At 73.3% G+C, this 24,270-nt stretch carries 23 protein-coding genes; 16 read left to right on the top strand and 7 right to left on the bottom strand.

The window, feature by feature from the left end; genetic code table 11:
• Positions 1-164: 164 nt before the first annotated feature.
• The gene (locus CR162_RS13990; protein WP_218014901.1) at positions 165-1,802 is read right to left on the bottom strand and encodes a sigma-54 interaction domain-containing protein; all 1,638 of its coding nucleotides are present in this window, start codon (positions 1,800-1,802) and stop codon (positions 165-167) included.
• Between the two features lie 203 nt (positions 1,803-2,005).
• Between CR162_RS13990 and CR162_RS13985 the strand changes: the two genes are divergently transcribed.
• From CR162_RS13985 to CR162_RS13960, 6 genes are read left to right on the top strand one after another with little or no spacing between them, the layout of a single operon-like run.
• On the top strand, positions 2,006-3,277 hold the full coding sequence (locus tag CR162_RS13985; RefSeq protein ID WP_099096148.1) for a CaiB/BaiF CoA transferase family protein: 1,272 nt from the start codon (positions 2,006-2,008) through the stop codon (positions 3,275-3,277).
• A 3-nt stretch (positions 3,278-3,280) separates the two neighbouring features.
• Complete coding sequence (locus CR162_RS13980) at positions 3,281-4,897, top strand: class I adenylate-forming enzyme family protein (protein ID WP_099096147.1); 1,617 nt, start codon at positions 3,281-3,283, stop codon at positions 4,895-4,897.
• Between the two features lie 37 nt (positions 4,898-4,934).
• Positions 4,935-6,167 (top strand): ABC transporter substrate-binding protein, encoded by a 1,233-nt coding sequence (locus CR162_RS13975; protein ID WP_245870366.1) that lies wholly within the window; start codon positions 4,935-4,937, stop codon positions 6,165-6,167.
• Positions 6,164-6,880, top strand: coding sequence for an SDR family NAD(P)-dependent oxidoreductase (locus CR162_RS13970; protein WP_099096152.1), 717 nt, complete (start codon positions 6,164-6,166; stop codon positions 6,878-6,880). The genes CR162_RS13975 and CR162_RS13970 overlap by 4 nt, the downstream gene beginning before the upstream one ends.
• Positions 6,877-8,007, top strand: a complete 1,131-nt coding sequence (locus CR162_RS13965) for a CaiB/BaiF CoA transferase family protein (RefSeq protein WP_099096146.1) — start codon at positions 6,877-6,879, stop codon at positions 8,005-8,007. Before CR162_RS13970 ends, CR162_RS13965 begins: the two co-directional genes overlap by 4 nt.
• Positions 8,004-8,981, top strand: coding sequence for a zinc-binding dehydrogenase (locus CR162_RS13960; protein WP_099096145.1), 978 nt, complete (start codon positions 8,004-8,006; stop codon positions 8,979-8,981). The genes CR162_RS13965 and CR162_RS13960 overlap by 4 nt, the downstream gene beginning before the upstream one ends.
• Positions 8,982-9,043: 62 nt before the next feature.
• On the opposite strand, the gene CR162_RS13955 is transcribed toward CR162_RS13960, so the two are convergent.
• From CR162_RS13955 to CR162_RS13935, 5 genes are read right to left on the bottom strand one after another with little or no spacing between them, the layout of a single operon-like run.
• On the bottom strand, positions 9,044-9,898 hold the full coding sequence (locus CR162_RS13955) for an FAS1-like dehydratase domain-containing protein (RefSeq protein WP_099096144.1): 855 nt from the start codon (positions 9,896-9,898) through the stop codon (positions 9,044-9,046).
• Positions 9,895-10,320 carry a Zn-ribbon domain-containing OB-fold protein gene (locus CR162_RS13950; RefSeq protein ID WP_176559854.1) on the bottom strand — a complete coding sequence of 142 codons (426 nt, stop codon included), beginning with the start codon at positions 10,318-10,320 and terminating at the stop codon, positions 9,895-9,897. Before CR162_RS13950 ends, CR162_RS13955 begins: the two co-directional genes overlap by 4 nt.
• On the bottom strand, positions 10,320-11,465 hold the full coding sequence (locus CR162_RS13945) for a thiolase family protein (RefSeq protein WP_099096142.1): 1,146 nt from the start codon (positions 11,463-11,465) through the stop codon (positions 10,320-10,322). Before CR162_RS13945 ends, CR162_RS13950 begins: the two co-directional genes overlap by 1 nt.
• A gap of 36 nt (positions 11,466-11,501) precedes the next feature.
• Positions 11,502-12,599 (bottom strand): acyl-CoA dehydrogenase family protein, encoded by a 1,098-nt coding sequence (locus tag CR162_RS13940; protein ID WP_099096141.1) that lies wholly within the window; start codon positions 12,597-12,599, stop codon positions 11,502-11,504.
• A gap of 1 nt (position 12,600) precedes the next feature.
• Entirely contained in the window at positions 12,601-13,812 is a 1,212-nt protein-coding gene (locus CR162_RS13935; RefSeq protein ID WP_218014900.1) for an acyl-CoA dehydrogenase family protein, read from the bottom strand.
• A gap of 434 nt (positions 13,813-14,246) precedes the next feature.
• Here CR162_RS13935 and CR162_RS13930 point away from each other — a divergent pair, with 434 nt between their 5' ends.
• The 10 genes from CR162_RS13930 to CR162_RS13885 are packed head-to-tail and all read left to right on the top strand — an operon-like array spanning position 14,247 to position 22,612.
• Positions 14,247-15,023, top strand: coding sequence for an enoyl-CoA hydratase/isomerase family protein (locus tag CR162_RS13930; protein ID WP_099096139.1), 777 nt, complete (start codon positions 14,247-14,249; stop codon positions 15,021-15,023).
• A gap of 1 nt (position 15,024) precedes the next feature.
• Positions 15,025-15,819: an SDR family oxidoreductase gene (locus CR162_RS13925; protein ID WP_099096138.1), complete on the top strand. Its 795-nt coding sequence runs from the start codon at positions 15,025-15,027 to the stop codon at positions 15,817-15,819.
• 22 nt (positions 15,820-15,841) lie between these two features.
• Complete coding sequence (locus CR162_RS13920; protein WP_099096137.1) at positions 15,842-16,654, top strand: enoyl-CoA hydratase/isomerase family protein; 813 nt, start codon at positions 15,842-15,844, stop codon at positions 16,652-16,654.
• Between the two features lie 21 nt (positions 16,655-16,675).
• Complete coding sequence (locus CR162_RS13915) at positions 16,676-17,092, top strand: Zn-ribbon domain-containing OB-fold protein (protein WP_099096136.1); 417 nt, start codon at positions 16,676-16,678, stop codon at positions 17,090-17,092.
• Positions 17,093-17,095: 3 nt separating this feature from the next.
• On the top strand, positions 17,096-18,238 hold the full coding sequence (locus CR162_RS13910) for an acyl-CoA dehydrogenase family protein (RefSeq protein WP_099096135.1): 1,143 nt from the start codon (positions 17,096-17,098) through the stop codon (positions 18,236-18,238).
• Positions 18,239-18,275: 37 nt separating this feature from the next.
• Positions 18,276-19,454: a thiolase C-terminal domain-containing protein gene (locus tag CR162_RS13905; protein ID WP_099096134.1), complete on the top strand. Its 1,179-nt coding sequence runs from the start codon at positions 18,276-18,278 to the stop codon at positions 19,452-19,454.
• A 13-nt stretch (positions 19,455-19,467) separates the two neighbouring features.
• On the top strand, positions 19,468-19,935 hold the full coding sequence (locus CR162_RS13900; RefSeq protein ID WP_099096133.1) for a MaoC/PaaZ C-terminal domain-containing protein: 468 nt from the start codon (positions 19,468-19,470) through the stop codon (positions 19,933-19,935).
• A 7-nt stretch (positions 19,936-19,942) separates the two neighbouring features.
• Positions 19,943-20,932, top strand: a complete 990-nt coding sequence (locus tag CR162_RS13895) for an NAD(P)H-dependent flavin oxidoreductase (RefSeq protein ID WP_218014899.1) — start codon at positions 19,943-19,945, stop codon at positions 20,930-20,932.
• Between the two features lie 5 nt (positions 20,933-20,937).
• Positions 20,938-22,089, top strand: coding sequence for an acyl-CoA dehydrogenase family protein (locus CR162_RS13890; protein WP_207791877.1), 1,152 nt, complete (start codon positions 20,938-20,940; stop codon positions 22,087-22,089).
• Between the two features lie 19 nt (positions 22,090-22,108).
• The gene (locus CR162_RS13885) at positions 22,109-22,612 is read left to right on the top strand and encodes a TRAP transporter small permease (RefSeq protein WP_099096131.1); all 504 of its coding nucleotides are present in this window, start codon (positions 22,109-22,111) and stop codon (positions 22,610-22,612) included.
• Positions 22,613-22,644: 32 nt separating this feature from the next.
• Here CR162_RS13885 and CR162_RS13880 read toward each other — a convergent pair whose 3' ends face one another.
• Entirely contained in the window at positions 22,645-24,189 is a 1,545-nt protein-coding gene (locus tag CR162_RS13880; protein WP_099096130.1) for a class I adenylate-forming enzyme family protein, read from the bottom strand.
• Between the last annotated feature and the right edge of the window lie 81 nt (positions 24,190-24,270).

Here is a 24,270-nt window from a genome sequence, read left to right as displayed (position 1 = left end):
GTAAGGCGACCCATTGTCCAGAGAACCGGGTGCGGTACAGGAGGGCGCCGGGTTCGACCCTTCCTGCCCGCCTCCGGCAGCAGTTCCTTGCGGCATGACCGCGCGGCTCCACCGCGGCTGGCGTGGCCCAACACCGCCGCCATCGATCTGGCCGCCGCCCGGCCTCACGTATCGATCTCGGCGAGCCGCTTGTAGAGATAGGTCCGCGAGATGCCGAGTTCCGCCGCGACGCGCTTCTTGTTGCCGCGGTTGCGCTGCATCGCCTCGCGGATCTTCGCGCCCTCGAGCGCGGCCATGCTGTCCGCCAGCCGCGCGCCCCGCGGTTCCGCCGCCGTGGGCGGGCGCGGCAGGCCGACGGCGACATCCGGGAAGGCGGCGGGGGTCAGGCGCTCGCCCTCGGCGAAGATCAGCGCGCGCTCGACCGCGTGGCGCAGCTCGCGGACATTGCCGGGCCAGTCGGCCTGGCGCAGCAGCGCCTCCGCCGCCGGGTCGAGCTCGGGCTCGGGCCGGCGGTGGCGCTGCGCCAGCTCATGCAGGAAGTGGCGGGCGAGCAGGGGGATGTCCTCGCGCCGCTCGGCAAGGCCCGGCACCTCGATCACCACCGGGCTGATGCGGTAGAACAGGTCGAGCCGGAAGCGCCCTTCCGCCACCATGCGCTTGAGGTCGCAATGGGTGGCCGAGACCAGGCGGAAATCCACCGGCAGCGGCGCCTCCCCGCCGACCCGCTCGACCGTCCTTTCCTGCAGCACGCGCAGCAGCTTGGCCTGGGTCTCGGGCGGCATCTCGCCGATCTCGTCGAGCAGGATGGTGCCGCCGGCGGCCTGCTCGAAGCGGCCCTTGCGCCCCTTGCGGTCGGCCCCGGTGAAGGCGCCGGGCGCGTAGCCGAACAGTTCGCTCTCGACCAGGCTGGCCGGCAGCGCGGCGCCGTTGACCGCCACCAGCGCGGCGGCGCGGCGCGGGCTCAGCGCATGCAGGGCGCGCGCCACCAGTTCCTTGCCGGTGCCGCTCTCGCCATGGATCAGCACCGGCACGTCGAGCGGGGCGAGCTTGGCGATGTCGCGCTTGAGCCGGCGGATCGCCGCGCTCTCGCCGACGATGTCGTCGAGGCTGCCGACCGTGCCGCCGCGCAGCGCCGCCGCCTCGCGGCGGTAGAAATTCACCTCGCGCTGCAGCGCGTTGACGTGGCGGGCCAGCGCCTCGACCTGCTGCGGCCCCTTGAACATCACCCGCCCGATGGCGCCGACCACGCGGCCCTCGCGCGCGATGGGGATGCGCGAGACCACCCGCTCGGCCCCGCGCATGCGCTGGATCTCGCCGATTTCCGGCTTGCCGGTGGCGAGCACGCGGTCGAGCCGGGTGTTCTCGATCACCTCGCGCACCGGGCGGCCGATGCCGCCGCCGCGGTCGAGGCCGAAGAACGCCTCATGCACCGGCGAGATGTAGGCGACCCGCGCCCGGTCATCCACCACGGTCATGGCGTCGAAGGGGTCGGTGACGACGTGCTCGATGATGTCCCAGGCGAAATCCACCGCGGCGACGAACTCCAGCACCGCATCGCCCGGCGCTTCGCTGAACACGACCAGGTCGGCCCCGTCCAGCGGCATCAGCAGCACCAGGAAGCGGCCGCGCGGGGTGGCCAGGGTGGCGAGCCGGCGCCCGCGCAGCGCCGCCATCCATGCCGGGTCGGCGAGGCAGGCCGCCACCTCGCGCGAGCGCGCGAGGCCATGGGCGGCGATCCTTCCGCCATGCTCGACGATGGCGGCGCCGCATCCCGGCGACACGGCCGGCTGCGTTCGCGGCATGGCGTTTCTTCCCCGCATGAGTGTCCTTGCCATGGACACTAGGCCGGCGCGACTGTCCGCGCCAGGGGCCCGGGGTGGCGGCGCGATGGCGGGCCTCCGCCGGGCCGCGGCTCTGGCACGTCGGATGCAACCCCGGGAACCAGGCGCGGCCCGCCGGCGCGGCGCCGGCCGCCGCGGCGTCGCGGCATGAGGAGGATCGCCCAATGGACCAGGCCGACAAGGTCGCCACCCCCGCACACGACGCCCCGCCCGGCGCCGCGCTGCCGCTGCTCGCCGCCGGGGCGGGCGCCTTCGACCTGCTCGACGGGGTGCGGGTGCTCGACCTCACCACCTCGATCGCCGGGCCGTATGCGGGGATGCTGCTCGGCGACCTCGGCGCCGAGGTGGTGAAGGTGGAGCGGCCCGGCGCCGGCGACGACGCGCGCGCCTGGGGCCCGCCCTTCCTCGACGGCGAATCGCTGTGGTTCGTCGCCGTCAACCGCAACAAGCGCAGCGTCACCCTCGACATCACCTCCGCCGCCGGGGCGGAGGTGCTGCGCGGCCTGATCGGGCAGGCCGACGTGCTGCTGGTCAACCAGCCGGCGCGCAGCCTCGCCAAGCTCGGCCTTGCGCCCGAGCAGCTGCGCGCGGCGCGGCCGGAGCTGATCCATGTCTCGATCACCGGCTTCGGCCTGACCGGGGAACGCGCCGACCATGCCGGCTACGACCTGATCGCCGAGGGCTATTCCGGCGTCATGGACCTGACCGGCACGCCCGAGAGCGAGCCGCAGAAGGTGGGCGCGCCGGCGGCCGACATGCTGGCCGGCCAGGACGCCGCCATGGCGGCGATGGCGGCGCTGTTCGCGCGCGCACGCACCGGGCGCGGGCGCAGCATCGACATCGCGCTGACCGACAGCATGACCCGCTTCCTCACCTGCCGCATCGTCCCCTTTCTGGGGTCGGGGGAGGTGCCGCGCCGCTCGGGCGGGCGGGACAGCGTCATCGCCATCTACCAGGCCTTCGAGACGGCGGACGAGCCGATCACCCTCGGCCTCGGCAATGACGGCATCTGGCGCCGCTTCTGGGAGGCGGTGGGCCGGCCGGAGCGCGGGCGGGATCCGAGCCATGGCAGCAACGCGCTGCGCCGCGCCCATCGCGCCGCGATCGTCGCCGACATCCAGGACATCCTGCGCGGCCGCCCGCGCGCCGAATGGCTTGCCGCCTTCGCCGCCGCGCGGGTGCCGGCGGGGCCGATCAACCGGGTGGACCAGGTGGTGACCGACCCGGCGCTGATCGCGCGCGGCCTGTTCTACCAGGTCGAGGCGCAGGGCACGGCGATGCCGCAGGTCGGCACCGGCATCCTGCTCGACGGCGCGGCGAACCGGCCGCGGCTGCCGCCGCCGCGCCTTGGCGCCGACACCGCGGCGGTGCTCGGGGAATGGCTCGGCCTCGACGCGGCGCGGGTCGCGGCGCTGAAGGCGGAAGGGGCGCTGTAGCCGATGCGGCCCTTCCTCACCCTGCATCATCCGGCTGCCGCGCGGGCGCATTACGAGGCCGGGCTGTGGCGGCGGGAGACGCTCTACGGCCTGCTCGCCGCCCATGCCGAGGCGCGGCCCGAGGCCCCCGCGGCGCGCGACGGCACGCGCACCCTGGGCTGGCGCGCGCTGCGCGACTGGGTGGACGGGGTGGCGGCGCATCTGGACGGGGCGCTCCGCATCGGCGCGGGGGAACGGGTGGCGATCTGGGCCGGCAACCGGCTGGAGACGCTGGTGCTGTTCCTCGCCTGCGCGCGGCAGGGCATCGCCTGCAACCCCTCGCTGCACCGCACCTACACCGCCGATGAGATCCCGCCGCTGCTCGCCGCGCTCTCCGCCCGCGCCCTGCTGAGCGAGCCGGGCTGGGGCGCCGACCGGCTGGCCGACCCGGTGGCGCGCTTCGGCGCCCTGCCCGGGCTGGCCGCGGTGCTGACGCCCGCCGGCTTCCCCGGCCCCGGCGCCGCGCCGGGCCCGGCGGTGGCCGACCCCGACAAGGTCGCCTATCTCGCCTTCACCTCCGGCACCACCGGCACGCCGAAATGCGTCATGCATTCGGACAACACGCTGCTCGCCAATGCCCGCGACCTGGTGCGGGACTGGGGGCATGGGCCGGACAGCGTCATCCTCACCCTGTCGCCGCTGTCGCACCACATCGCCTGGGTGGCGGTGGCGCAATGGCTGGTCGCCGGCGCGCTGCTGGTCACCGACGACCCGCCGGCGGGCACCGGGCGGCTCGACTGGATCCTCGGCAACCGCGCGACCTATGTGCTCGGCGTGCCGACCCATGCGATGGACGTGCTGGCGGCGGCGGGCGAACGCGGCCTCGATGCGCTCGGCGCGGTGCGCTGCTTCTACATGGCCGGGGCGCCGATCCCGCCGGCGGTGGCCGAGGCCTTCGTGCGGCTCGGCGTGCGGCCGCAGAACGTCTATGGCATGACCGAGAACTCCTCGCACCACTACACCCACCCCGACGACCCGACCGAGGTGATCGTCGAGACCTGCGGGCGCGGCGGCCGCGCCTACACGATCGGCCTGTTCGACCCGGCCGATCCGGACCGTCCCGCGGCACCTGGCGAGATCGGCGAGATCGGCGGCCGCGGCGCGGCGCTGATGCTCGGCTATTTCGGCAACCAGGCGGCGACCGAGGCGAGCTTCAACCGCGAGGGCTGGTTCCTCTCGGGCGATCTGGGCATGATCGACGCGCGCGGCAACCTGCGCGTGGTCGGGCGCAGCAAGGACCTCATCATCCGCGGCGGGCACAACATCCATCCCGCGCGCATCGAGGCGCTGGCGCTGCGCCACCCGGCGGTGGCGCGCGCCGCCGCCTTCCCGGTGCCCGACGAGCGGCTGGGCGAGCGCGTCTGCCTCGCCGTCATCGGCGAGATCGGGGCCGAGGCGCTGCTCGCGCATCTCGCCGCCGAGGGGCTGTCGCGCTATGACATGCCGGAATGGTTCCTGCGGCTCGACGCTTTTCCCCTGACCGCGAGCGGCAAGGTGCTGAAGCGGGAACTGGCGGCGATGGCCAGGGCCGGCACGCTGCGGCCCGAGCCGGTGCGCCGCGCCGGCGCGGGCGAAGCATGAACCGCCGCGCGGCGGCGGAACGAAGGAGGGAGCGACCATGACCATGAGGCATGTCACGAGGCGCGCGGCGCTGGCGGCCGGCGGGCTGGCGGCGCTGGGCGCGCCGGCGCTGCGGGCGCAGGGCGCGGTGTCGGACGGCGTGGTGAAGCTCGGCGTGCTGGACGACATGTCCGGCGTCTTCGCCGACCAGCAGGGCATGGGCGATGTCGTCTCGGCGCGCATGGCGATCGAGGATTTCGGCGGCCGCGTGCTCGGCGCGCCGATCGAGCTGATCCATGGCGACCTGCAGAACCGGGCCGATGTCGGGTTCGGCATCGCCCGGCGCTGGTACGACCAGGAGAAGGTGGACGCCATCTTCGGCATCGGCAATTCCGCCGTGGCGCTGGCGGTGCAGCCGCTGGCCCAGGAGAAGCGGCGCATCGCGATCGCCACCGCGCCCGGCACCACGGAGCTGACCGGCAGGGCCTGCGCGCCGCTCGGCGTGCAATGGACCTACGACAACTACGCCCTGGCCAAGGGCACGGTGACGCCGCTGGTGCGCGGCGGCGGGCGGAAGTGGTTCTTCCTCACCTCCGACTACGCCTTCGGCCATTCGCTCGAGCAGAACGCCGCCGAGCTCGTCCGCCGCCTGGGCGGGGAGGTGACGGGCGCGGTGCGCGCCCCGCTGGGCGAGACGGACTATTCCTCCCACCTGCTGCGCGCCGCCGCCTCGGGGGCGAATGTGGTGGGCATCGCGGCGGCGGGGCTCGACCTCGTGAACATCGTCAAGCAGATGGGCGAGTTCGGGCTGGCGCGGCGCGGCATCCAGCCGGCGGCGCTGCTCTGCCTGCTGACCAATGTCCGCGCGATGGGGCTGCAGACGGCGCAGGGGCTGGTCTTCACCGAGGCCTATTACTGGGACCAGAATGACGAGACGCGCGCCTTCGCCCGCCGCTTCGAGGCCATCCACGGCCGCCCGCCGACCATGATGCAGGCGAGCGTCTGGGGCGCGGTGACGCACTACCTCAACGCCATCCGCGACGCCGGCACCGATGCCGCCGAGCCGGTGATGGCGCGCATGCGCGCCACGCCCATCAACGACTTCATGACCCGCAACGGCCGCATCCGCGAGGATGGGCGCGTCATCCGCGACATGTACCTGCTGCGCGCCAAGCGCCCGCAGGACAGCCGCGGCGAATGGGACCTGCTCGAGGTGGCCGGCGCGATCCCCGGCGAGGAGGCCTATCGCCCGCTCGCCGAGAGCGAGTGCCCGCTGGTGCGCCGCCCATGAGCGCGCCGACGCGCGGCGCCGTCGTCGTCACCGGGGCGAGCCGCGGCATCGGCGCCGCCATCGCCGCCGACCTCGCCGGGCGCGGCTTCCGCGTCGTCGGGCTGTCGCGCAGCGGCGTCTGCGCCTCGGGCCTCGGCATCGCCTGCGACGTGACCGAGGAGGAGGCGCTGCGCGCCGCCTTCGCCCGCGCCGCCGAGGAAGGGCCGGTGGTCGGCCTGGTCAACAATGCCGGCGCCGTCCATCACCGCCGCAGCGCCCGGCTGACCACCGCGGAGTTCGAGGCGGTGATGCGCCTCGACGCCACCGCGGTGATGGTCGGCTGCCGCGAGATCCGCCCCCATCTCATAGCCGCCGGGGGCGGGCTGATCGTCAATATCGGCTCCTTCTACGCCCGGCTCGGCGTGCCGGGCGCGCTCGCCTATTGCGCCGCCAAGGCGGCGGTCGGGGCGATCACCCGCTGCCTCGCGGTGGAATGGGCGCCCGAGGGCATCCGCGCCCTGTGCGTCGCCCCCGGCTACATCGAGACCGACCTCAACCGCGAGGCCCTGGCCGGGCAGGAGTTGCACGAGCGGCTGATGACGCGCATTCCGCTGCGGCGCTACGGCCGCGCCGAGGAGGTCGGCCGGCTGGTCGGCACGCTGTTCGAGGGAGGCATGGACTTCATGACCGGCACGACGCTGACCATCGACGGCGCGCACGGGATCGCCGAATGAGCGCCGCCGCCGGGCCGCTCGCCGGGCTGCTGGTGCTCGATTTCTCGACCCTGCTGCCGGGGCCGCTGGCGACGCTGATCCTGGCCGAGGCGGGGGCCGAGGTGGTCAAGGTCGAACGCCCCGGCACGGGCGACGAGATGCGCGGCTACCAGCCGCCCTGGGGGGCGGATTCGGCCAATTTCGCCCTGCTCAACCGCGGCAAGCGCAGCGTTGCGCTCGACCTCAAGGACCCCGCGCAGCGCGCGCGGCTCGATCCGCTGATCGAGCGCGCCGACATCCTGGTCGAGCAGTTCCGCCCCGGCGTGATGGAGCGCCTCGGCCTCGGCCCCGGGCAGGTGATGGCGCGCAACCCGCGGCTGATCTGGTGCTCGATCACCGGCTACGGGCAGAGCGGGCCGAAGCGCGACGCGGCGGGGCACGACCTCAACTACATCGGCGATGCCGGGCTGCTCTCGCTGGGCTTCGGCGACGCCGCGCGGCCGGTGGTGCCGCCGGCGCTGATCGCCGACATCGCCGGTGGCGCCTACCCGGCGGTGATGAACATCCTGATGGCGCTGCACGCCCGCCAGGCGACCGGCAGCGGCCAGCGGCTCGACATCGCCATGACCGACAACCTGTTTCCCTTCCTCTACTGGGCGATGGGGCAGGGCTTCGCCACCGGGCGCTGGCCCGGCAATGGCGACGGGCTGGTGACCGGCGGCACGCCGCGCTACCGGCTCTATCCGACCGCCGATGGCCGGGTGCTCGCCGCCGCGCCGATCGAGGACCGCTTCTGGGCCGTGTTCTGCGACATCATCGGGCTGGAGCCGCAATGGCGCGATGATGCGCGCGACCCCGCCGGCACCGCGGCGCGGGTGGCCGCGCTGGTGGCGGCGCGCGACGCCGATGCCTGGCGCGCCGCGATCGCCGGGCGCGACTGCTGCTGCAGCATCGTCGCCACCGTGGAGGAAGCCATGAACGACCCGCATTTCGCCGCGCGCGGGCTGTTCGGCCACCGCCTCGCCAATGCCGAGGGGCAGCAGATGCCGGCGCTGCCGGTGCCGCTCGCCCCGGCGCTGCGCGGCCCGCCGGGCATCCGCCCCGCCCCGGCGCTCGGCGCCGACAACGCCGCGGTGCTCGCGCCATGAAGGCGGCGCTGCTGACCGACTACGCCGGCCCCGAGGCGATCGTCTTGCGCGAGCTGCCCGAGCCGGCGCCGGCCGAGGGCGAGGTGCTGCTGGGCTTCGAGGCGGCCGAGGTGAACTACCCCGACGCGCTGGTGGTGAGCGGGCGCTACCAGACGCGCCCGCCGCTGCCCTTCATCCCCGGCAAGACCATCGTCGGGCGGGTGCTGGATGCGCGCGGCGCGGCGGCCCCGGCGCGCGGGGCGCGGGTGATCGCGCATGTCGAATACGGCGCCTTCGCCGAGCGCGTGGCGCTGCCCGCCGCCGCCTGCCTGCCGGTGCCCCAGGGGATCGGCGCGGCGGATGCGGCCGCCCTCGGGCTCAACTACCAGACCGCGCATTTCGCGCTGGCCGCGCGCGGCGGCCTCGCGGCGGGGGAAAACGTGCTGGTGCTCGGCGCCTCGGGCGCGGTGGGCGCGGCGGCGCTGCAACTGGCCCGCCCGCTCGGCGCCGCGCGGGTGCTGGCCGGCATCCGCAGCGAGGCGGCGGCCGCCGCCGCCCTGGCCGATGGCGCCGATGCCGCGCTGCGGCTCGACCAGGGGGCGGAATTGCGCGAGCAGGTGGCGGCGGCGACCGGCGGGCGCGGGGTGGATGTGGTGATCGACCCGCTGGGCGATGCCCTCACCGCCGCCGCGCTGCGCTGCCTCGCCCCCTGCGGGCGGCTGGTGGTGGTCGGCTTCGCCGCCGGGGAGATCCCGCAGATCCGCAGCAACTACCTGCTGGTCAAGAATGTCGGCGTGCTCGGCCTGAACTGGGCCGACCACCGCGACCGCGAGCCGGCCCGCGTGGCGGCGGCGCAGGCGGCGATCTTCGCGCTGTTCCTGGAAGGGCGGCTGCGGCCGCGCATCCATCGGCGCCTGCCGCTTGCCGCGGCGGCCGAGGCGCTGGGCCTCGTCGCGCGCGGGGGCCTGCCCGGGCGGGTGCTGCTGGAAGGCTGATCCCCGCCCCGGCCGGAAGCGAATGGCGGGAAGGGGCCGCACCCCGCCCCGCCAGGCGCGGTTCAGCCGAGCGTGGCGCTCGCCTGCATGGCGATGCCGCCATCCGGGCCCACCGCCCAGACCTCGGCGCCCTCGGCGGTCGGCCGGCCGATCACCGTGAAGGGCGCGGTGTCGAACAGCGGCGCGCGCGCCCGCATGGTGAAGCTGCGGATCGCCTTGCCCGGAAGATTGTCGCGCAGCAGGTCGAGCAGGCATTGCTGCGAGAACGGCCCATGCACCACCAGCCCCGGATAGCCTTCCTCCTGCATCGCATAGGTGCGGTCGTAGTGGATGCGGTGCGGATTGAGGGTCAGCGCCGAGTAGCGGAAAAGCGTCACCGTGTCGGGGGCATAGGTGCGCCGCCAGGCGACATCGGTGGGCGCCGGGTCGCGCTTGGGCGCGCGCGCGGGGGCGGCGGGGTCGGCCGCCTCGCGGAACACGGTGTGCTGGTCCTCGGTCACCGCGAGGCCGCGCGGGGTGTAGATCCGCCGCCGCACGGTGGCGAACACCATGGTGCCGGTGCCGCCTTCGCGCAGCTGAAGGTCGGCGAGCTCGGTTTCGCGCCGCAGCTCGTCGCCGACCAGGATCGGCGCGTGGAAGGTATAGGCCTGGCCGGCGAACATCCGCCGCGGCAGCGGCATCTCCGGCAGCACGCCGCCGGAGGTGGGCAGCCCGTCGGCGCCGAGCACGGAGCGCGGCGCGAGCGGCACGAAGAAGCACCAGTGCCAGCCCGGCGGCACCGGGTCGCCCCGCTTGGGCGCGGGCTCGGGCCGCTCGAAGACGACGGTCATGCCGCGCATGGGCGGCAGCGTCGCCTCGTCGGTCTCCTCGATCTTGCGGCCGATATGGCTTCGCAGCGCGTCGATGTCGATCTTCATGCCGGCTCTCCCGGGACAAGGTAGGGCAGGGTGAGGCCGTCCTTCACCGTCTCGAACTCGACGCGCACGGGCAGGCCGATCCGCAGCTTGTCGTCCGGCACGCCGCGCAGCTGCGCCAGCATCCGCACGCCTTCCTCGAGATCGACCGTGGCGAGGGTATAGGGCAGGTCCTCGCGCACGCCGGGGTGGAAGGCGTGGTGGGTGATGGTCCAGCTGTGGATCACGCCGCGGCCGCTGGCCTCGACCCATTCCACCTCCATCGAGTGGCAGGACGGGCACATCGGCCGCGGATAGTGGCGGATCTCGCCGCAGCCGCGGCACTTCTGCAGCAGCAGCTTGCGGCGGTTCAGCCCCTCCCAGTAGGGCGCGCTGTGCGGCGTCGGCTCGGGGACGAGCTTGTTGTAGGTTCCGGTCGCGCTCATCATCCCCTCCGCATGATGGCGACGGAGCCGTCGCCCATGTCGCCATAGCCGGTGACGAGGCCGATCTCGGCGTCGCGCACCTGGGCCTTGCCGGCCTCTCCGCGCAGCTGGCGCACCAGCTCCGCGATGTGGTTCATGCCCACCATGTGCGCCTGGCTGAGCAGGCCGCCATGGGTGTTGACGGGCAGCTTGCCGCCGAGGCGGATCGCGCCGCTCTCGACGAAGGGGCCGCCCTCGCCCTTCTTGCAGAAGCCCAGATCCTCGAGCTGGCACATCACGATGTAGGTGAAGCAGTCGTAGATCTCGGCCACGTCGATGTCGTCGTGCTTGACGCCGGCCATCTCGAAGGCGCGCGGCGCCGCCTTGGCGATGCCCAGCCGCGTCATGTCCGGGCGCTGGGTGATGACGCTGGGCGAATCCGGGTGGCCCTCGGCGACGCCCATCACCACCACCGGCGGCTTGCGGAGGTCGCGGGCGCGCTCGGCGGCGCTGACCACGATGGCGCAGGAACCGTCGCTCTCAAGGCTGCAATCGAACAGCCGGAAGGGGTCGGAGATCATGCGCGAGGCCTGGTGGTCCTCGATCGTCATCGGCTTCGTCATCACGGCGTTGCCGTTGAGCATGGCGTTGGCGCGGGTCGAGACCGCGATCTCGCCGAGCTGCCGGCTGGTGGTGCCGTAGAGCTCCATGTGCCGGCGCGCCATCGGCGCGTAGAGCTGCGCCGGCGCGATGGCGCCGAGCGGCATCTCGAACTCGCCGACCAGGCGGAACTGCGGCATCTGCTGCACCCGCATCCCGATGCGCCCGCCCGAGGCGCCGTTGCGCCCGACCGGGATCAGCACATGGTTGCAGATGCCCGCGGCGATCGCGGCGACGGCGCATTGCACCGCGGCGACGCAGCTCGCCCCGCCAAGCGGCGTCACCGCCGAGAAGCGCAGGTCGGGCAGGCCGAGATTGGTGATGAAATCCTCGGCCACGACCCCGGAATAGGGGATCACGCCGTCGATGTCGGACGGCTTCAGGCCGGCATCCTCGATCGCCTTCAGCGAGGCCTCGAGCTGCAGCGACAGCACGCTGCGGCCCGATTCCCGGGAATAGGCGGTTTCGCCCACCCCGGTGATCGCGCCCTTTTCACGCAATGACATGGCTTTCCTCCTTCAACTTTCGCGGAAATTGCAGGCTCAGGCGGCGACCCAGCCCTGCGCCACCGCCGCGTCGTGCCGGCAGCGCTCGGGCCCGCCGAGGACCTGGCGGTCGAAGGTGATGCGCTTGAACTGGTGGTGCAGGCCGAGCAGGTCGGTGAAGCCCATGCCGCCATGCACCTCGGTCGCCAGGCGGGCGACCTCGCGCCCGACCTCGGCCAGGTGGGCCTTGGCGTGGGCGGCGACCATGGCGGCTTCCTCCGGCACCGCGTCCTGCGCGTAGGCGGCGTACCAGACCATGGCGCGGCAGGGTTCGAGCATGGTCGCCATGTCGGCGCACATGTATTTCACGCCCTGGAAGCTGCCGATGACGCGGCCGAACTGCACCCTCTCCTTGGCATAGGCGACGGCGCGGTCGAGCATGTTCTGCGCGGCGCCGAGCGTGTCGGCCGCCAGCATCACCCGCCCCGCGTCGCGCACCCGCCGCGCCGCGGCGAGCGGATCGTTCGAGGATTGCAGCAGCGCCACCGGCGCCGCACCCGCGAGGTCGAGATCGACCAGCGCGCGGGTGCGGTCCACGCTGCGGCGCAGCGTGGCGGTCACGCCCGGCGCGCCGGCCTCGATCAGCGCGGCGCGGCCATCGGGCAGGTAGGCGAGGAAATGGGTGGCCTCGCCGCCATCCATCAGCCCGTCCAGCGCGCCGGACAGGCGCCCGCCTTCGAGCCGCAGCGCCGCCCGGCCGGTCTGCCCGGCCAGCCCCGCGAAGCCGAGCCCGATGCGCGCCTGCCCCTGCGCGATGCGCGGCAGCCACTGGCGCTGCTGCTCGGCGTCGCCGGCGCTGCGGAAGGCCTGCACGGCCATCACCAGCGCCGCCGCGAAGGGCGCGGGCGCCGCATGGTAGCCGAGCGCCTCGGCCGCCAGCGCGGCATCGAGCATGCCGAGCCCGGCGCCGCCATGCTCCTCGGGCACCAGCAGCCCATGCAGGCCGAGCTCGCCGAGGCCGCGCCACAGCTCGGCATCGAAGCCGGTGCCGGTTTCGGCGAGCCGGCGCAGCGCGTCGAGCGGCAGCCGGTCGGCGAGGAAGCCGCGCAGCGAGCGGCCGAACAGTCCCTGGTCTTCCGTCAATCCGAACCGCATCTCAGTTCCTCCCCGCCGGCACCGCCGCCTTGGGCTCGCGCGGCAGGCCGAGGCCGCGCTCGCCGATGATGTTCTTCTGGATGTTCGACGACCCGCCGCCGATGATGAGGCCGATGTCGTACATGTAGTCGATCTGCCAGGTGGTGGCGGGATCGTCCTCGGCCACCTCGCCCTGCGGCTCATAGAGCAGGCCGGTGCTGCCCATGACGTCGAGCGCCAGCGAGGCGAGCCGGTGCGCGAGCATGGTGCCGTGATACTTCACGATGAAGCGCCCGAGGCCCGAATCCACCCCTTCGGCGGTTTCCGTCAGCAGGCGCATGTTGTGGTTGCGCGCCGCGATCACCTCGCCCTGCAGGCGCAGCAGCCGGTCGCGCCATTCCGCGCGGTCGAGCAGGCGCGCGCCGTCGGCGCCCGGCTGCTCCATCATGCGGCGGATCGCCTCAAGCCGCTGCTGCAGCTTGTTGGGATCGCCGAGCAGCATCCGCTCGTACTTCAGCGTGACGTTGGCGACGTGCCAGCCGTCGCCGCGGCCCATCACGATCTGGTCCACCGGCACGCGCACGTCCGTGAAGAAGGTCTCGTTGAACTCGGCGCGGCCGGTCATGGTCCGCAGCGGGCGCACCTCGATGCCCGGCGCGCTCATCGGCAGCAGCAGGTAGGACAGGCCGGCATGCTTCGACTTGTCGGGCTCGGTGCGGCAGAGCAGGAACATCATGTCGGCGAAATGCGCCGAGCTGGTCCAGATCTTCTGGCCGTTGATGACGAAATGCCCGTCCTCGACCACGGCGCGGGTCTGCGCGGCGGCGAGGTCGGAGCCCGAGCCCGGCTCCGAATAGCCCTGGCACCAGATCGTCTCGCCGCGGATGGTGGGGCCGATCCAGCGCCGCTTCTGCTCCTCGGTGCCGACCTCGAGCAGAGTCGGCACCAGCATGCTGATGCCCTGGTTGTGGATGCCAGGCGAGATGCCAGCGCGGCTGAACGCATCGGCGATGATCGCCAGTTCGATGACGTCGTGCGGCGCGCCGAAGCCGCCGTATTCGCGCGGGATGGTGCGCGCGAAATAGCCGTGCTCGAGCAGCAGCGCCTGCCAGTCCAGCGCCTTGCGGTCGGGCCGCTTGCGCCCGCCGCCCGGGCGCGGCGCGGCGCCGCGATGCGCGGCGATGAAGGCATCGACCTCCTCGCGCAGTGCTCGGTGCTTCGGGGTCAGCGTCAAGTCCATGGAGTTCCTCCGCTCATTCTTCCAAATCCCGCCCGCCGGACCGCCGCATCCCGTGGCGCCCGGGTGGCGCCAGCCCCCCCCGACGCCTCCGGCGCGGCCCGTCTTGCGCGACGTGCCTTGCGCGCGGCGTGCCAGCGTCCTCGCGGCATCGATGCAACGGCCCCGCAGTGTCACGTCGCGCCATCGCCGATTCAAGCCCTCCATAGCGCGATGGCGTTCGCTGCGCGCGGCGCGGACATCATGTCCGCAGCGCCGACAATGCCGGGAAGGGCAGACGCATGCACCGGCCCGGATGCGGCGGCCCGCGCCGCTGGCACATGCATTGCTGCGTTCATCCTCGGAGGCATGGTGCGCGCCGCGACGGCGACGTCCTGCCCCGCGGGAGGAACAGCCATGCGCTCAGATCAGCGCGATGGAGCCGGCGCGCCATGAGCGCGGAGGGTGTCGCGCTGGAGCGCGACGGCGCCGTTGCGGTGCTGCGGCTGTGCCGGCCGGATCGCCTGAACGCGCTGTCCGCGGCGATGCGCCACGCCATCGCCGCGCGGCTGCGCGAGGTCGCCGCCGACCCCGGCATCGGCGTGCTGCTGCTGCGCGGGGAAGGCCGCGCCTTCTGCGCCGGCGCCGATCTCGACGACATGCCCGAGGACGCCTTCGCCTGGCGCGAGCGCATCCTGCTCGCGCAGGCGCAGCACCTCGCGCTGATCCGCATGGACAAGATCGTGGTCGCGGCGGTGCAGGGCGCGGCCTATGGCGGCGGCGCCTCGCTCGCTCTCGCGGCCGACATCCTGCTGCTCGCCGAGGATGCCCGGCTCGGCTTTCCCTTCGTGCATCTGGGCATCGTGCCCGATGGCGGCGCCGCCTTCCTGCTGCAGGCGCGCCTCGGCGGCGCCGTCGCGCTCGACCTGCTGCTGACCGGCGGCACCCTGCCGGCCGAGGAGGCGCGGCGGCTCGGCCTGACGCGGCGGGTGGCGCCGGTGGCCGGCTTCGACGCCGCGGCGCTGGCGCTGGCGCAGGAGGTCGCGGCACTGCCGCGCGAGGCGCTGGCGCTGACCAAGTCGCTGTGCCGCCAGCGCTGGGGCCAGGGCCTCGACAATGCGCTGGCGCATGAGGCGGACGCCTTCGCGCTGGCCACCACCACCGCCTCGCACCGCGCCGCGCTGGCCGCCGCCCGCCGGCGGCAATCCGCGCCGCGCAAGGGATCCTGACATGCTCGCCGGCACCGCCTTCGCGCCCGGGCTGCTCGCCGACCAGGTGGCCTTCGTCACCGGCGGCGGCAGCGGCATCGGCTTCGCCATCGCCTCCGCCTATGCCCGGCTCGGCGCGCGGGTGGTGATCGCCAGCCGCAGGCAGGCAACGCTCGACGCCGCGGCGGCGCGCCTCGCCGCCGAGGGTGCCGAGGTCGCCGCCTTCCAGGCCGATGTGCGCTCCTACGAGCAGGTGCACGAGGCGGTGACGCGCACGGTCGAACGCTTCGGCGCGCTCGACATCCTGGTGAACAACGCCGCCGGCAACTTCTTCTGCCCGACCGCCGACCTCTCGGCCAATGGCTGGAAGACGGTCGTGGACATCGACCTCAACGGCACCTTCCACTGCTGCCGCGCCGCCTATGCCGCGCTCAAGGCGTCGCGCGGCGGCGGGCGGATCATCAGCATCGTCACCATGAACGCGCTGTCGGGCTGGCCGGGCGCGGCCCATGCGGCGGCGGCCAAGGCGGGCATCCTCTCGCTCAGCCGCAGCCTGGCGGTCGAATGGGGGCCGGACGGCATCCGCAGCAACACCATCTCGCCAGGGCCGATCGCCGACACCGAAGGGGTGCGCCGGCTCTATGAGGACCGCGGCGTGGCGGAGCTGGAACGCCGGCGCACCGCGCTCGGCCGCTTCGGGCGGACCGAGGATGTCGCCAATGCCGCGGTGTTCCTCGCCTCGCCGCTCGCCGCCTATGTGACGGGGGAGAACCTCGTCGTCGATGGCGGGCGCTGGCTGAAGCATGTCGCGGCGTGACGCGGAAGGAAAGGGCAAGGCCATGAGCACCGATCCGGGCGGGGAGCTGGTCAGGCGGCGGCGCGAGGGCGCGGTGCTGGTGCTGCGCCTCGACAATCCGCGCAACCGCAACGGGCTCGACGAGCCGATGCGCGTCGCGCTCGGCGCCGCGGTCGAGGAAGCCGAATCCGACCCCGCCGTGCGCGCGGTCTATCTCACCGGCGCGGGGCCGAGCTTCTGCGCCGGCGGCGACCTGCGGATGCTGCGCGAGGCGAGCGACCCCTGGCCGGTGCATCGCCGCTTCCGCCGCCTCGGCCGCTGGCTGGTGCCGCTGATGACGCTGGAGAAGCCGGTGGTGATCGGCGTCAACGGCCATGCGGTGGGTGGCGGGATGGGCCTCGCGCTCACCGGCGACCGGCTGATCGCCGCCGAGGGCGCGATGTTCATGGCCGGCTTCTTCCGCCTCGGCGCGATTCCCGACATCGGCATGATGTACACGCTGCCGCGGCTGATCGGCATGGCGCGCGCCAAGGATTTCCTGTTCGGCGGCGGCAGCCTGACGGCGGCCGAGGCGCTGGCGATCGGCCTGGTCGGCCGCGTGGTGCCCGATGCCGAACTCGACGCGGCGGGACTCGCCGAGGCGCAGCGCCTCGCTTCCGGTCCGGCGGAGGTGATGGGCCTCGCCAAGATCCTGATGGCGCGCAGCTTCGAGAGCAGCCTCGAGGAGATGTTCGCCTATGAGGGGCTGGGCCAGGCGCTGGCCATGTCCAACCCCGAGTTCCGCGAGGGGCTGGCGGCGATGCTCGACCGCCGGCCCGCCGATTTCCCGGCCGCCGCCGCCGCGGCGCGCCGCTGAGCCCGACAGGAACCCGAGAGCATGACCGAAACGCTGCCGAGCCCCGTCGTCAACGCCGATTCCGCCCCCTACTGGCAGGGCGCGCGGGAGGGGCGGCTGCTGATCCGCCGCTGCGATGCCTGCGGCCAGACGCATTTCATGCCGCGCCATTTGTGCCCCGCCTGCTGGTCCGCCGACCTGCGCTGGGTCGAGGCCACGGGCCGCGGCACGGTGCACAGCTTCACGATCATCCGCCGCGCGCCGCTCGCCGCCTTCGCCCCGCGCGTGCCCTATGTGGTGGCGCTGATCGACCTTGAGGAAGGCCCGCGCATGATGGCCAACATCCTCGGCGATGATGCGCTAGACACGGCGATCGGCGATGCCGTCGCGGTCTGCTTCGAGGATCGCGGCGAGGGCGCCGCCGTGCCGCAGTTCCGCCGCGCCGGCGGCCGGGGCTGAGCGATGGATTTCGCCCCCACCGAGGAGCAGCGGCTGCTGCGCGAGAGTGCGGCCGCCTTCGTCCGCCGCCACTGCCCGCGCGAGGCGGTGCGCCGCTGGGACCGCGAGGGCGAGTTCCCCGAGACGCTGCACGCGGCGATGGTCGAGGCCGGCTTCCCGGCGATGGTGGTGCCCGCCGCCCATGGCGGCCTCGGCAGCCCGATGCAGGATTGCGCCATCGTCTATGAGGAGCTCGCCCGCCCGTCGATGGACATCGCCTCGCGCATCGCGCTGATCGCCTGGGGGGCGGCGATCCTCGGCGACTTCGCGTCCGAGGAGATGCGGCGCGCGGTGCTGCCGCGGGTGGCGCGCGGGGAGGCCAAGCTCTCCTTCAGCCTGACCGAGCCGCAATCGGGTTCGGACGCGGCGTCCCTGCGGACGCGCGCGCGGCGCGACGGCGGCGACTGGGTGGTGAGCGGGCAGAAGCTGTTCTCGACCGGCGCCCATGCCAGGGACAACCACATCATCCTGGTGGCGCGCACCGATCCGGACGCGCCGAAGCACAAGGGCATCTCGCTGCTGCTGGTGCCCAACGACGCGCCCGGCATCACCATGCGCCGGCTCGACACGGTTGGGCGGCACATCATCGGGCTGAACGAGATCTACTTCGACGAGGTGCGGCTGCCCGGCTCGGCCTTGATCGGGGAGGAGAACCAGGGCTGGCGCTACGTCACCCGCCACCTGGAGCGCGAGCGCATCACCATCGCCGCCTACAATCTGGGCTGCGCGCTGGCGACGCTGGAGGATGCGGTGGCCTATGCGCGCGAGCGCGAGCAGTTCGGCCAGCCGATCGGGCGCTTCCAGGCGCTTGCCCACGCGCTGGCCGACGCGGCGACCGAGGTGGAGGCGGCGCGCTGGCTGACCGCGCTGGCCGCCTGGCGCTACGACCAGGGGCTGCCCTGCGCGCGGGAGGCGAGCATGGCGAAGCTGCATGCGTCGGAGATGCTGGTGCGGCTGACCACGCTCGGGATGCAGGTGCTGGGCGGGCATGCCTACACCTATGACCATGACATGCAGCGCTACTGGCGCGATGCGCGCAATTCCACGGTGGGCGGCGGGACCTCGCAGATCCAGCGCCAGCTGATCGCGCGGGAGATCGGGTTGTGAACGGCGCGACGGGACGCCGCGGCAAGGAAGCGGGAAGATGAGCGAGACGAGCCTGCGGAACCGGGTGGCGATCGTCGGCGTCGGCGAATCCGACATCGGCAAGGTGCCGGGCATGACCGGACTCGGGCTGAATGCCCAGGCGGCGAAGCGCGCGCTGGACGATGCCGGTCTGAAGCCGTCGGACATCGACGGGCTGCTGACCGCCTATTCCTTCACCGAGCCCTATTTCATGCTCGGCTCGGTGCTGTGCGAGTATCTCGGCCTGCAGCCGCGCTTCAACGCCTCCCTCGTGGTGGGCGGGGCGACGCCGGCGGTGATGCTGAAGCACGCGGCCGAGGCGATCGTCGCCGGCCAGGCCGAGGTGGTGCTGGTGACCGCCGGCGAGAACCGCGCCACCGGCCAGAGCCGCGACCAGGCGGTGGCGGCGCTGACCGCGGTCGGCCACCCGTATTTCGAGCAGCCCTACGGATCCTCGATCCCCGGCTTCTACGCCATGATCGCGCGCCGCCACATGCTGGAATACGGCACCACGCGCGAGCAGATGGCCGAGGTGGCCGCGACCACGCGCCGGCACGCGCTGCTGCACCCCAACGCCCACATGAAGGCGCCGCTGACGCGCGAGCAGGTGCTCGCGGCCAAGCCGATCGCCGATCCGCTCGGCATGCTCGATTGCTGCCTGATCTCCGATGCGGGGGGCGCCTTCATCGTCACCTCGGCCGAGCGGGCGGCCGACCTGCGCGCGAAGCCGGCCTACCTGCTCGGCATCGGCGAGTTCCACACGCATGAGCACATCATGTGCGCGCCGAGCCTGACCGAGTTCGGCGCCACGCGCTCGGGCGCCGCGGCCTATCGCATGGCCGGGCTCGGCCCGGCGGACATCGACGTGGCCGAGCTGTACGACTGCTTCAGCATCGTGCCGATCATCGAGGCCGAGGAGCTCGGGCTCTGCCCGCGCGGCGAGGGCGGCCGCTACTGGCTCGACGGGCGGGCGGCGATCGGCGGCGGCGCGGTGCCGGTGAACACCCATGGCGGCATGCTCTCCCACGCCCATGCGGGCGCGGCGGGCGGGCTGTTCGGCATCGTCGAGGCGGTGCGCCAGCTGCGCGGCGGCCTCGGCGCGCGGCAGGTGGAAGGCGCCGAGATCGCGCTGGTGCACAATGAGGGCGGCATCCTGTCCTCCCACTGCACGATGCTGCTCGGCAAGGACAAGGCGTGAGGAGGAACGGAGCATGACCACCGCAGGCAAGCCGCGCGGGATGTATTTCGAGGATTTCGAGATCGGCCAGGAGCTGACGACGCCGGCGCGTACCATCACCTCGACCGACATCGTCAACTTCGCCTGCCTGTCGGGCGACTTCAACGAGGTCCACACCAATTTCGAGTATTGCCGCACCACCCAGTTCGGCGAGCCGATCGCCCATGGGCCGCTGGTCTATGCGGTGATGGGCGGCCTCACCTACGCCAGCGGCATCAATGACGGCACGCTGCTCGCGCTGCTGCAGATCGACGGCTGGAAGATGCTCTCCCCGGTCAAGCACGGCGACACCATCCGCATGGTGGCGAAGGTGGTGGCGAAGAAGGAATCGAGCAAGCCGGACCGCGGTACCGTCACGCTCGACCGGCGCTGCGTGAAGCAGGACGGCACGGTGGCGCAGGAGATGCGCGCGACCCTGCTCTATCGCCGCCGGCCGGGCTGAGCGCGCGATGAACGGCGCCGCCGACCGGATGGAGACGCGCGCGACGCGCGTGCTCGGCATCCGCTACCCGATCGTGCAGGGCGGGCTCGCGCGCGTCGCGCGGGCGGAGCTGGCGGCGGCGGTCTCGGCGGCCGGCGGCCTCGGCCAGATCGCCATGGCCGGGCTGCACCAGCCCGAGCTGCTGCGCGCCGAGATCCGCAAGGCCAAGGCGCTGACCGCCGCACCCTTCGCGGTGAACTTCCCGATCGGGCGGATCGACATCTCGGCGCTGGTGGATCTCTCGGTCGAGGAAGGTGTGCCGGTGCTCTCCTTCACCGCGGGCAATCCGCGGCCCTGGATCGACCGGCTGGCGGGCACCGGCACCCGCACCCTGGTGCTGGTGGCCGGCGCCGAGCAGGCGCGCAAGGCGGAACAGGCCGGCGCCGACGTGGTGGCGACGGTGGGCTACGAGGGCGGCGGCCATCTCGGCCGTTCGGACCTGACGACGATGGTGGCGGTGCCGATGGTCGTGGATGCCGTCGGCATCCCGGTGCTGGCGAGCGGGGGCATCGTGGACGGGCGCGGCCTGGCCGCGGCGCTGGCGCTCGGCGCGGACGGGATCGAGCTCGGCACGCGCTTCGTCGCCACCCGCGAGGCGGCGGCGCATGAACGCTACAAGGCGGCGCTGCTGGCGGCGCAGCCCGAGGACACGCTGGTCATCAAGCAGAGCCTCGGCATGCCCGGCCGGGTGCTGGACAGCGCCTGGACCCGCCGCATCCAGGCGGCGGAGAAGGCGGGGGCGGACCGCGACAGCGTGCTCGCCATGGTGGACTGGGCGGCGAATGAACGCGCCGCGGTCGGCGGCGCGCTCGACGAGGGGCTGGTCTGGGCCGGCCAGGCGGTCGGCCTGATCGACGATTTGCCCCCGGCGGGGGAGGTGGTGGCGCGCATCGTCGCCGGGGCGCGCGCGGCGGCGGGACGCGCGGCGGCGCTGGCGGGCGCGCAGGGAGAAGGATGATGGCGATGCAGGATCCTGGGCGCGATTTCGGCCTGACCGACGAACAGCGCATGATGCGTGACAGCGTGCGGGCGCTGCTCGCCCGCGTGCTGCCGCGCGAGCGCATCCGCACGCTCGACGAGGCCGGCGAGTTCCCCTTCGACGCCTATGAGGCGCTGGCGCGGGACGGCTGGCTCGGCCTGCCCTTCCCCACGGCGATCGGCGGCGCGGGCGGCTCGTTCAAGGACCTCGCGGTCTTCGTCGAGGCCGTCTCCTGGCACAGCGCGCAGATGGCCTCGGCCTGGCTGACCACGGCGATCTATGGCGGGCGGCAGCTGCTCGGCGGATCGGAGGCGCTGAAGGCCGAGATCATGCCGGGCCTGCTGCGCGGCGAGACCCGGCTCGCCTTCTGCCTGACTGAGCCGCATACCGGTTCGGACGCCGCGGCGATCCGCACCCGCGCGGTGCAGGACGGCGAGGACTTCGTCATCACCGGGCAGAAGATCTACATCACCTGCGCCCATGTCGCGCACCACCTCGCGGTGGTGACCAAGACCGAGGCCGATGCCGGCCATCGCGGCATCACCGTGTTCCTGGTGGATGCGCGCAGCCCGGGGCTGACCATCCGGCCGCTGCGCGCGCTGGGGCGGCGGATGATCCATGTGAACGAGGTGTTCTTCGACGATGTGCGCGTGCCCGCCGCGCGCATGCTGGGCGGGCGCGGCCAGGGCTGGAGCAACCTGATGCGCGGGCTCAATGTCGAGCGGCTCTGCCTCGCCGCGGCGGCGAGCGGCAATTGCCAGCGCATCATCGACGACGCCCGCGACTTCGCGCTCGATCGCACCGCCTTCGGCCGGCGGATCACCGAGTTCCAGGCGGTGGCGCACAAATTCGCCGACATGCGGATGATGGCCGAGGCGGCGCGCGCCCTGACCTACCGAGCGGCGGAGATGATGGATGCCGGCCTCGACCCGGTGAGCGAGACCACCATCGCCAAGGTCGTGGCGACCGAGAACAACAGCCGCTGCGCCGACATGGGCATCCAGATCATGGGCGGGGCCGGCTACATGATGGACCACGACATGCAGATGTATTTCCGCGACGCGCGCGTGGGCACCATCGGCGGCGGCACCAGCGAGATCATGCGCGGGATCATCGCCCGCCGCATGGGGCTGTGAGCGGCAGGGGGGCGCGGTCATGCGAACCGCCGAAGGCGCGCTCGATGCCGCCACCGCGGCGATGCTGTGGATCGCCGGGGCGGCGCTGCTGCTGATGATGGTCAACGTCACGCTCGACGTGACGCTGAAATACCTGTTCCGCTGGCCGGTGCCCGGCACGCTCGAGATGGTCTCCTACTACTTCATGGCGGCCACGGTGTTCTTTCCCTTCGCCCATGTGCAGCGCAAGCGCCACCACATTGCGGTGACGCTGTTCACCGAACGCCTGCCGGCGCCCGCGCGCCGCGCGGTGGAGGCGGCGGCGCTGCTGCTCTCGGCCGTCTATCTGGCCGCCTTCGGCTGGGCCGGCGCCGAGGAGGCGTGGGAGATGACGCAGGTCGGCGAGGCCACCGGCGCGGTCGCCTTCGACGTGCTGATCTGGCCGACGCGCTGGGCGGTGCCGCTCGGCACCTGGTCGATGGCGGCGTGGATGCTGCTGCAGGCCGTGCGCGAGGTGGCGCCGCCCCGGGCGCCGGCGCCGTGACGCGCGCCGCGCCCTGGGCGATGCCCGCCGGTTCAGGCGGGAGGCGGGGACAGCAGCGCCTCCAGCTCGTGGCGGCGGATCTTGCCGGTGGTGCTGCGCGGCAGCGCGGCTTCCTCGATGAAGCGGATCTCCTTGGGCACCTTGTAGCCGGCGATGGCGGCGCGGCAGGCGGCGATCAGCTCGGCCTCGGTCAGTGTCTCGTCGCGGCGGGCGACGAAGGCCACCGGCACCTCCCCCCAGCGGGCGTCGGGGCGGCGCACCACCACCGCCTCGCTCACCCGCGGGGAGGCGAGCAGCACGCGCTCGATCTCGGCCGGGTAGATGTTCTCGCCGCCCGACTTGATGAGGTATTTCACCCGGTCCACGAAATCGAGCGTGCCGTCGGGGTTGCGCCGCATCACGTCGCCCATGTGGAACCAGCCGCCGCGGAAGTCGCGCGCATTGGTCTCGGGCGCGCGCCAGTAGCCGCTGAACAGGCTCGGGCCGCGGAAGGCGACCTCGCCGGGCTCGCCGTCGGGCACCTCGCGGTCCTCGGGGTCCACCAGGCGGATGCGGCAGTAGGAGCTCTGCACCTTGGACAGCCGCGCCGGCGTCGCGCCCACCGGGATGCGGCCGCGGCTGGCCGGGCCGGGGCCGGTCTCGGTCGAGCCGAAGGTGTTGCGGAACGGCGCCTGCAGCCTTTCGGTCAGCTCGGCGATGGCGGCCGGCGCGATCAGGTCGGCCATGGCGCCGACCAGCCGGACCCCGCGCGGGCGCGCGCCGGTGCGGCGCAGTTCCTCGAGCAGCGGCTCGGCGGTGCCGGGCATGACCGAGAGCCAGCCGAGCTCCTCGCGCGCCAGCACCGCGACCAGGGCGGCCGGGTCGAAGCCGTCGTGGATGATGACCTTGCCGCCATGCATCAGCGCCGCCAGCGCGCTGTCGGTCGCGCCCATGTGGAACATCGGCGACCAGGCGACGAAGGTCTCCTCGGGGAAGGCGCTCTGGTCGGCGCGGGCGATGATGGCGCGCGCGACCATGGCGCGCTGGCTGATGAGCGCGCCCTTCGGCATGCCGGTGGTGCCGCTGGTGTAGAGGATGACGAGGCCGTCTTCCGGCTCGGCGCGGTCGGGCGGCGGCGCGGCGCTTTCGGCGGCCAGCGCCGCCTCGTAGCGCGGGCCGAACACCAGGCCCGGCAGCGCGCCGCCGCCGGCCTCGGCCAGGCGCGCCTCGAAGCGTTCCGAGACCAGGCACAGGCAAGGGTCGGCAAGGGCGAGGCAATAGGCCAGTTCCTCGCGCGACTGGCGCCAGTTCTGGCAGGCCACGATGGCGCCCAGCGAGGCGGCGGCGAGTTCGGCCTCGACGAATTCGTGCCGGTTCTCCGACAGCACGGCGATGCGCTCTCCGCGCCCGACGCCGCGCGCGGCGAGCGCGCGGGCGAGGCGGTTCACCCGTTCCTCCAGCGCGCCATAGGTCCAGCGCCGACCATCCTGTTCGAGCGCGACGCGGTCGCGGTGCCGCGCCGCGCGGTCGCGGAACAGGTCCGCGACGGTCAGCGCCGCGGCGCCAAGGATGCCGGGCTCGGCGGGGCTTTCTGTCATGGCGTCCTCCTGCTTCTTCGCGCGCAGGCTGCGGGCGGGGCGATGATGCGTCAACGGGGCGCGCGGCACGGGCGCGGATGG

The organism is Teichococcus rhizosphaerae, from assembly GCF_002631185.1.
Classification (GTDB): domain Bacteria; phylum Pseudomonadota; class Alphaproteobacteria; order Acetobacterales; family Acetobacteraceae; genus Pseudoroseomonas; species Pseudoroseomonas rhizosphaerae.
This window is presented reverse-complemented; position numbering and strand designations above follow the sequence as displayed.

Excerpts from the sequence above, each read along its gene's own strand:
- CR162_RS13990 (WP_218014901.1), bottom strand. The coding sequence starts at position 1,802 with ATGCCGCGAACGCAGCCGGCCGTGTCGCCGGGATGCGGCGCCGCCATC.
- CR162_RS13985 (WP_099096148.1), top strand. The coding sequence starts at position 2,006 with ATGGACCAGGCCGACAAGGTCGCCACCCCCGCACACGACGCCCCGCCC.
- CR162_RS13980 (WP_099096147.1), top strand. The coding sequence starts at position 3,281 with ATGCGGCCCTTCCTCACCCTGCATCATCCGGCTGCCGCGCGGGCGCAT.
- CR162_RS13975 (WP_245870366.1), top strand. The coding sequence starts at position 4,935 with ATGACCATGAGGCATGTCACGAGGCGCGCGGCGCTGGCGGCCGGCGGG.
- CR162_RS13970 (WP_099096152.1), top strand. The coding sequence starts at position 6,164 with ATGAGCGCGCCGACGCGCGGCGCCGTCGTCGTCACCGGGGCGAGCCGC.
- CR162_RS13965 (WP_099096146.1), top strand. The coding sequence starts at position 6,877 with ATGAGCGCCGCCGCCGGGCCGCTCGCCGGGCTGCTGGTGCTCGATTTC.
- CR162_RS13960 (WP_099096145.1), top strand. The coding sequence starts at position 8,004 with ATGAAGGCGGCGCTGCTGACCGACTACGCCGGCCCCGAGGCGATCGTC.
- CR162_RS13955 (WP_099096144.1), bottom strand. The coding sequence starts at position 9,898 with ATGAAGATCGACATCGACGCGCTGCGAAGCCATATCGGCCGCAAGATC.
- CR162_RS13950 (WP_176559854.1), bottom strand. The coding sequence starts at position 10,320 with ATGAGCGCGACCGGAACCTACAACAAGCTCGTCCCCGAGCCGACGCCG.
- CR162_RS13945 (WP_099096142.1), bottom strand. The coding sequence starts at position 11,465 with ATGTCATTGCGTGAAAAGGGCGCGATCACCGGGGTGGGCGAAACCGCC.
- CR162_RS13940 (WP_099096141.1), bottom strand. The coding sequence starts at position 12,599 with ATGCGGTTCGGATTGACGGAAGACCAGGGACTGTTCGGCCGCTCGCTG.
- CR162_RS13930 (WP_099096139.1), top strand. The coding sequence starts at position 14,247 with ATGAGCGCGGAGGGTGTCGCGCTGGAGCGCGACGGCGCCGTTGCGGTG.
- CR162_RS13925 (WP_099096138.1), top strand. The coding sequence starts at position 15,025 with ATGCTCGCCGGCACCGCCTTCGCGCCCGGGCTGCTCGCCGACCAGGTG.
- CR162_RS13920 (WP_099096137.1), top strand. The coding sequence starts at position 15,842 with ATGAGCACCGATCCGGGCGGGGAGCTGGTCAGGCGGCGGCGCGAGGGC.
- CR162_RS13915 (WP_099096136.1), top strand. The coding sequence starts at position 16,676 with ATGACCGAAACGCTGCCGAGCCCCGTCGTCAACGCCGATTCCGCCCCC.
- CR162_RS13910 (WP_099096135.1), top strand. The coding sequence starts at position 17,096 with ATGGATTTCGCCCCCACCGAGGAGCAGCGGCTGCTGCGCGAGAGTGCG.
- CR162_RS13905 (WP_099096134.1), top strand. The coding sequence starts at position 18,276 with ATGAGCGAGACGAGCCTGCGGAACCGGGTGGCGATCGTCGGCGTCGGC.
- CR162_RS13900 (WP_099096133.1), top strand. The coding sequence starts at position 19,468 with ATGACCACCGCAGGCAAGCCGCGCGGGATGTATTTCGAGGATTTCGAG.
- CR162_RS13895 (WP_218014899.1), top strand. The coding sequence starts at position 19,943 with ATGAACGGCGCCGCCGACCGGATGGAGACGCGCGCGACGCGCGTGCTC.
- CR162_RS13890 (WP_207791877.1), top strand. The coding sequence starts at position 20,938 with ATGCAGGATCCTGGGCGCGATTTCGGCCTGACCGACGAACAGCGCATG.
- CR162_RS13885 (WP_099096131.1), top strand. The coding sequence starts at position 22,109 with ATGCGAACCGCCGAAGGCGCGCTCGATGCCGCCACCGCGGCGATGCTG.
- CR162_RS13880 (WP_099096130.1), bottom strand. The coding sequence starts at position 24,189 with ATGACAGAAAGCCCCGCCGAGCCCGGCATCCTTGGCGCCGCGGCGCTG.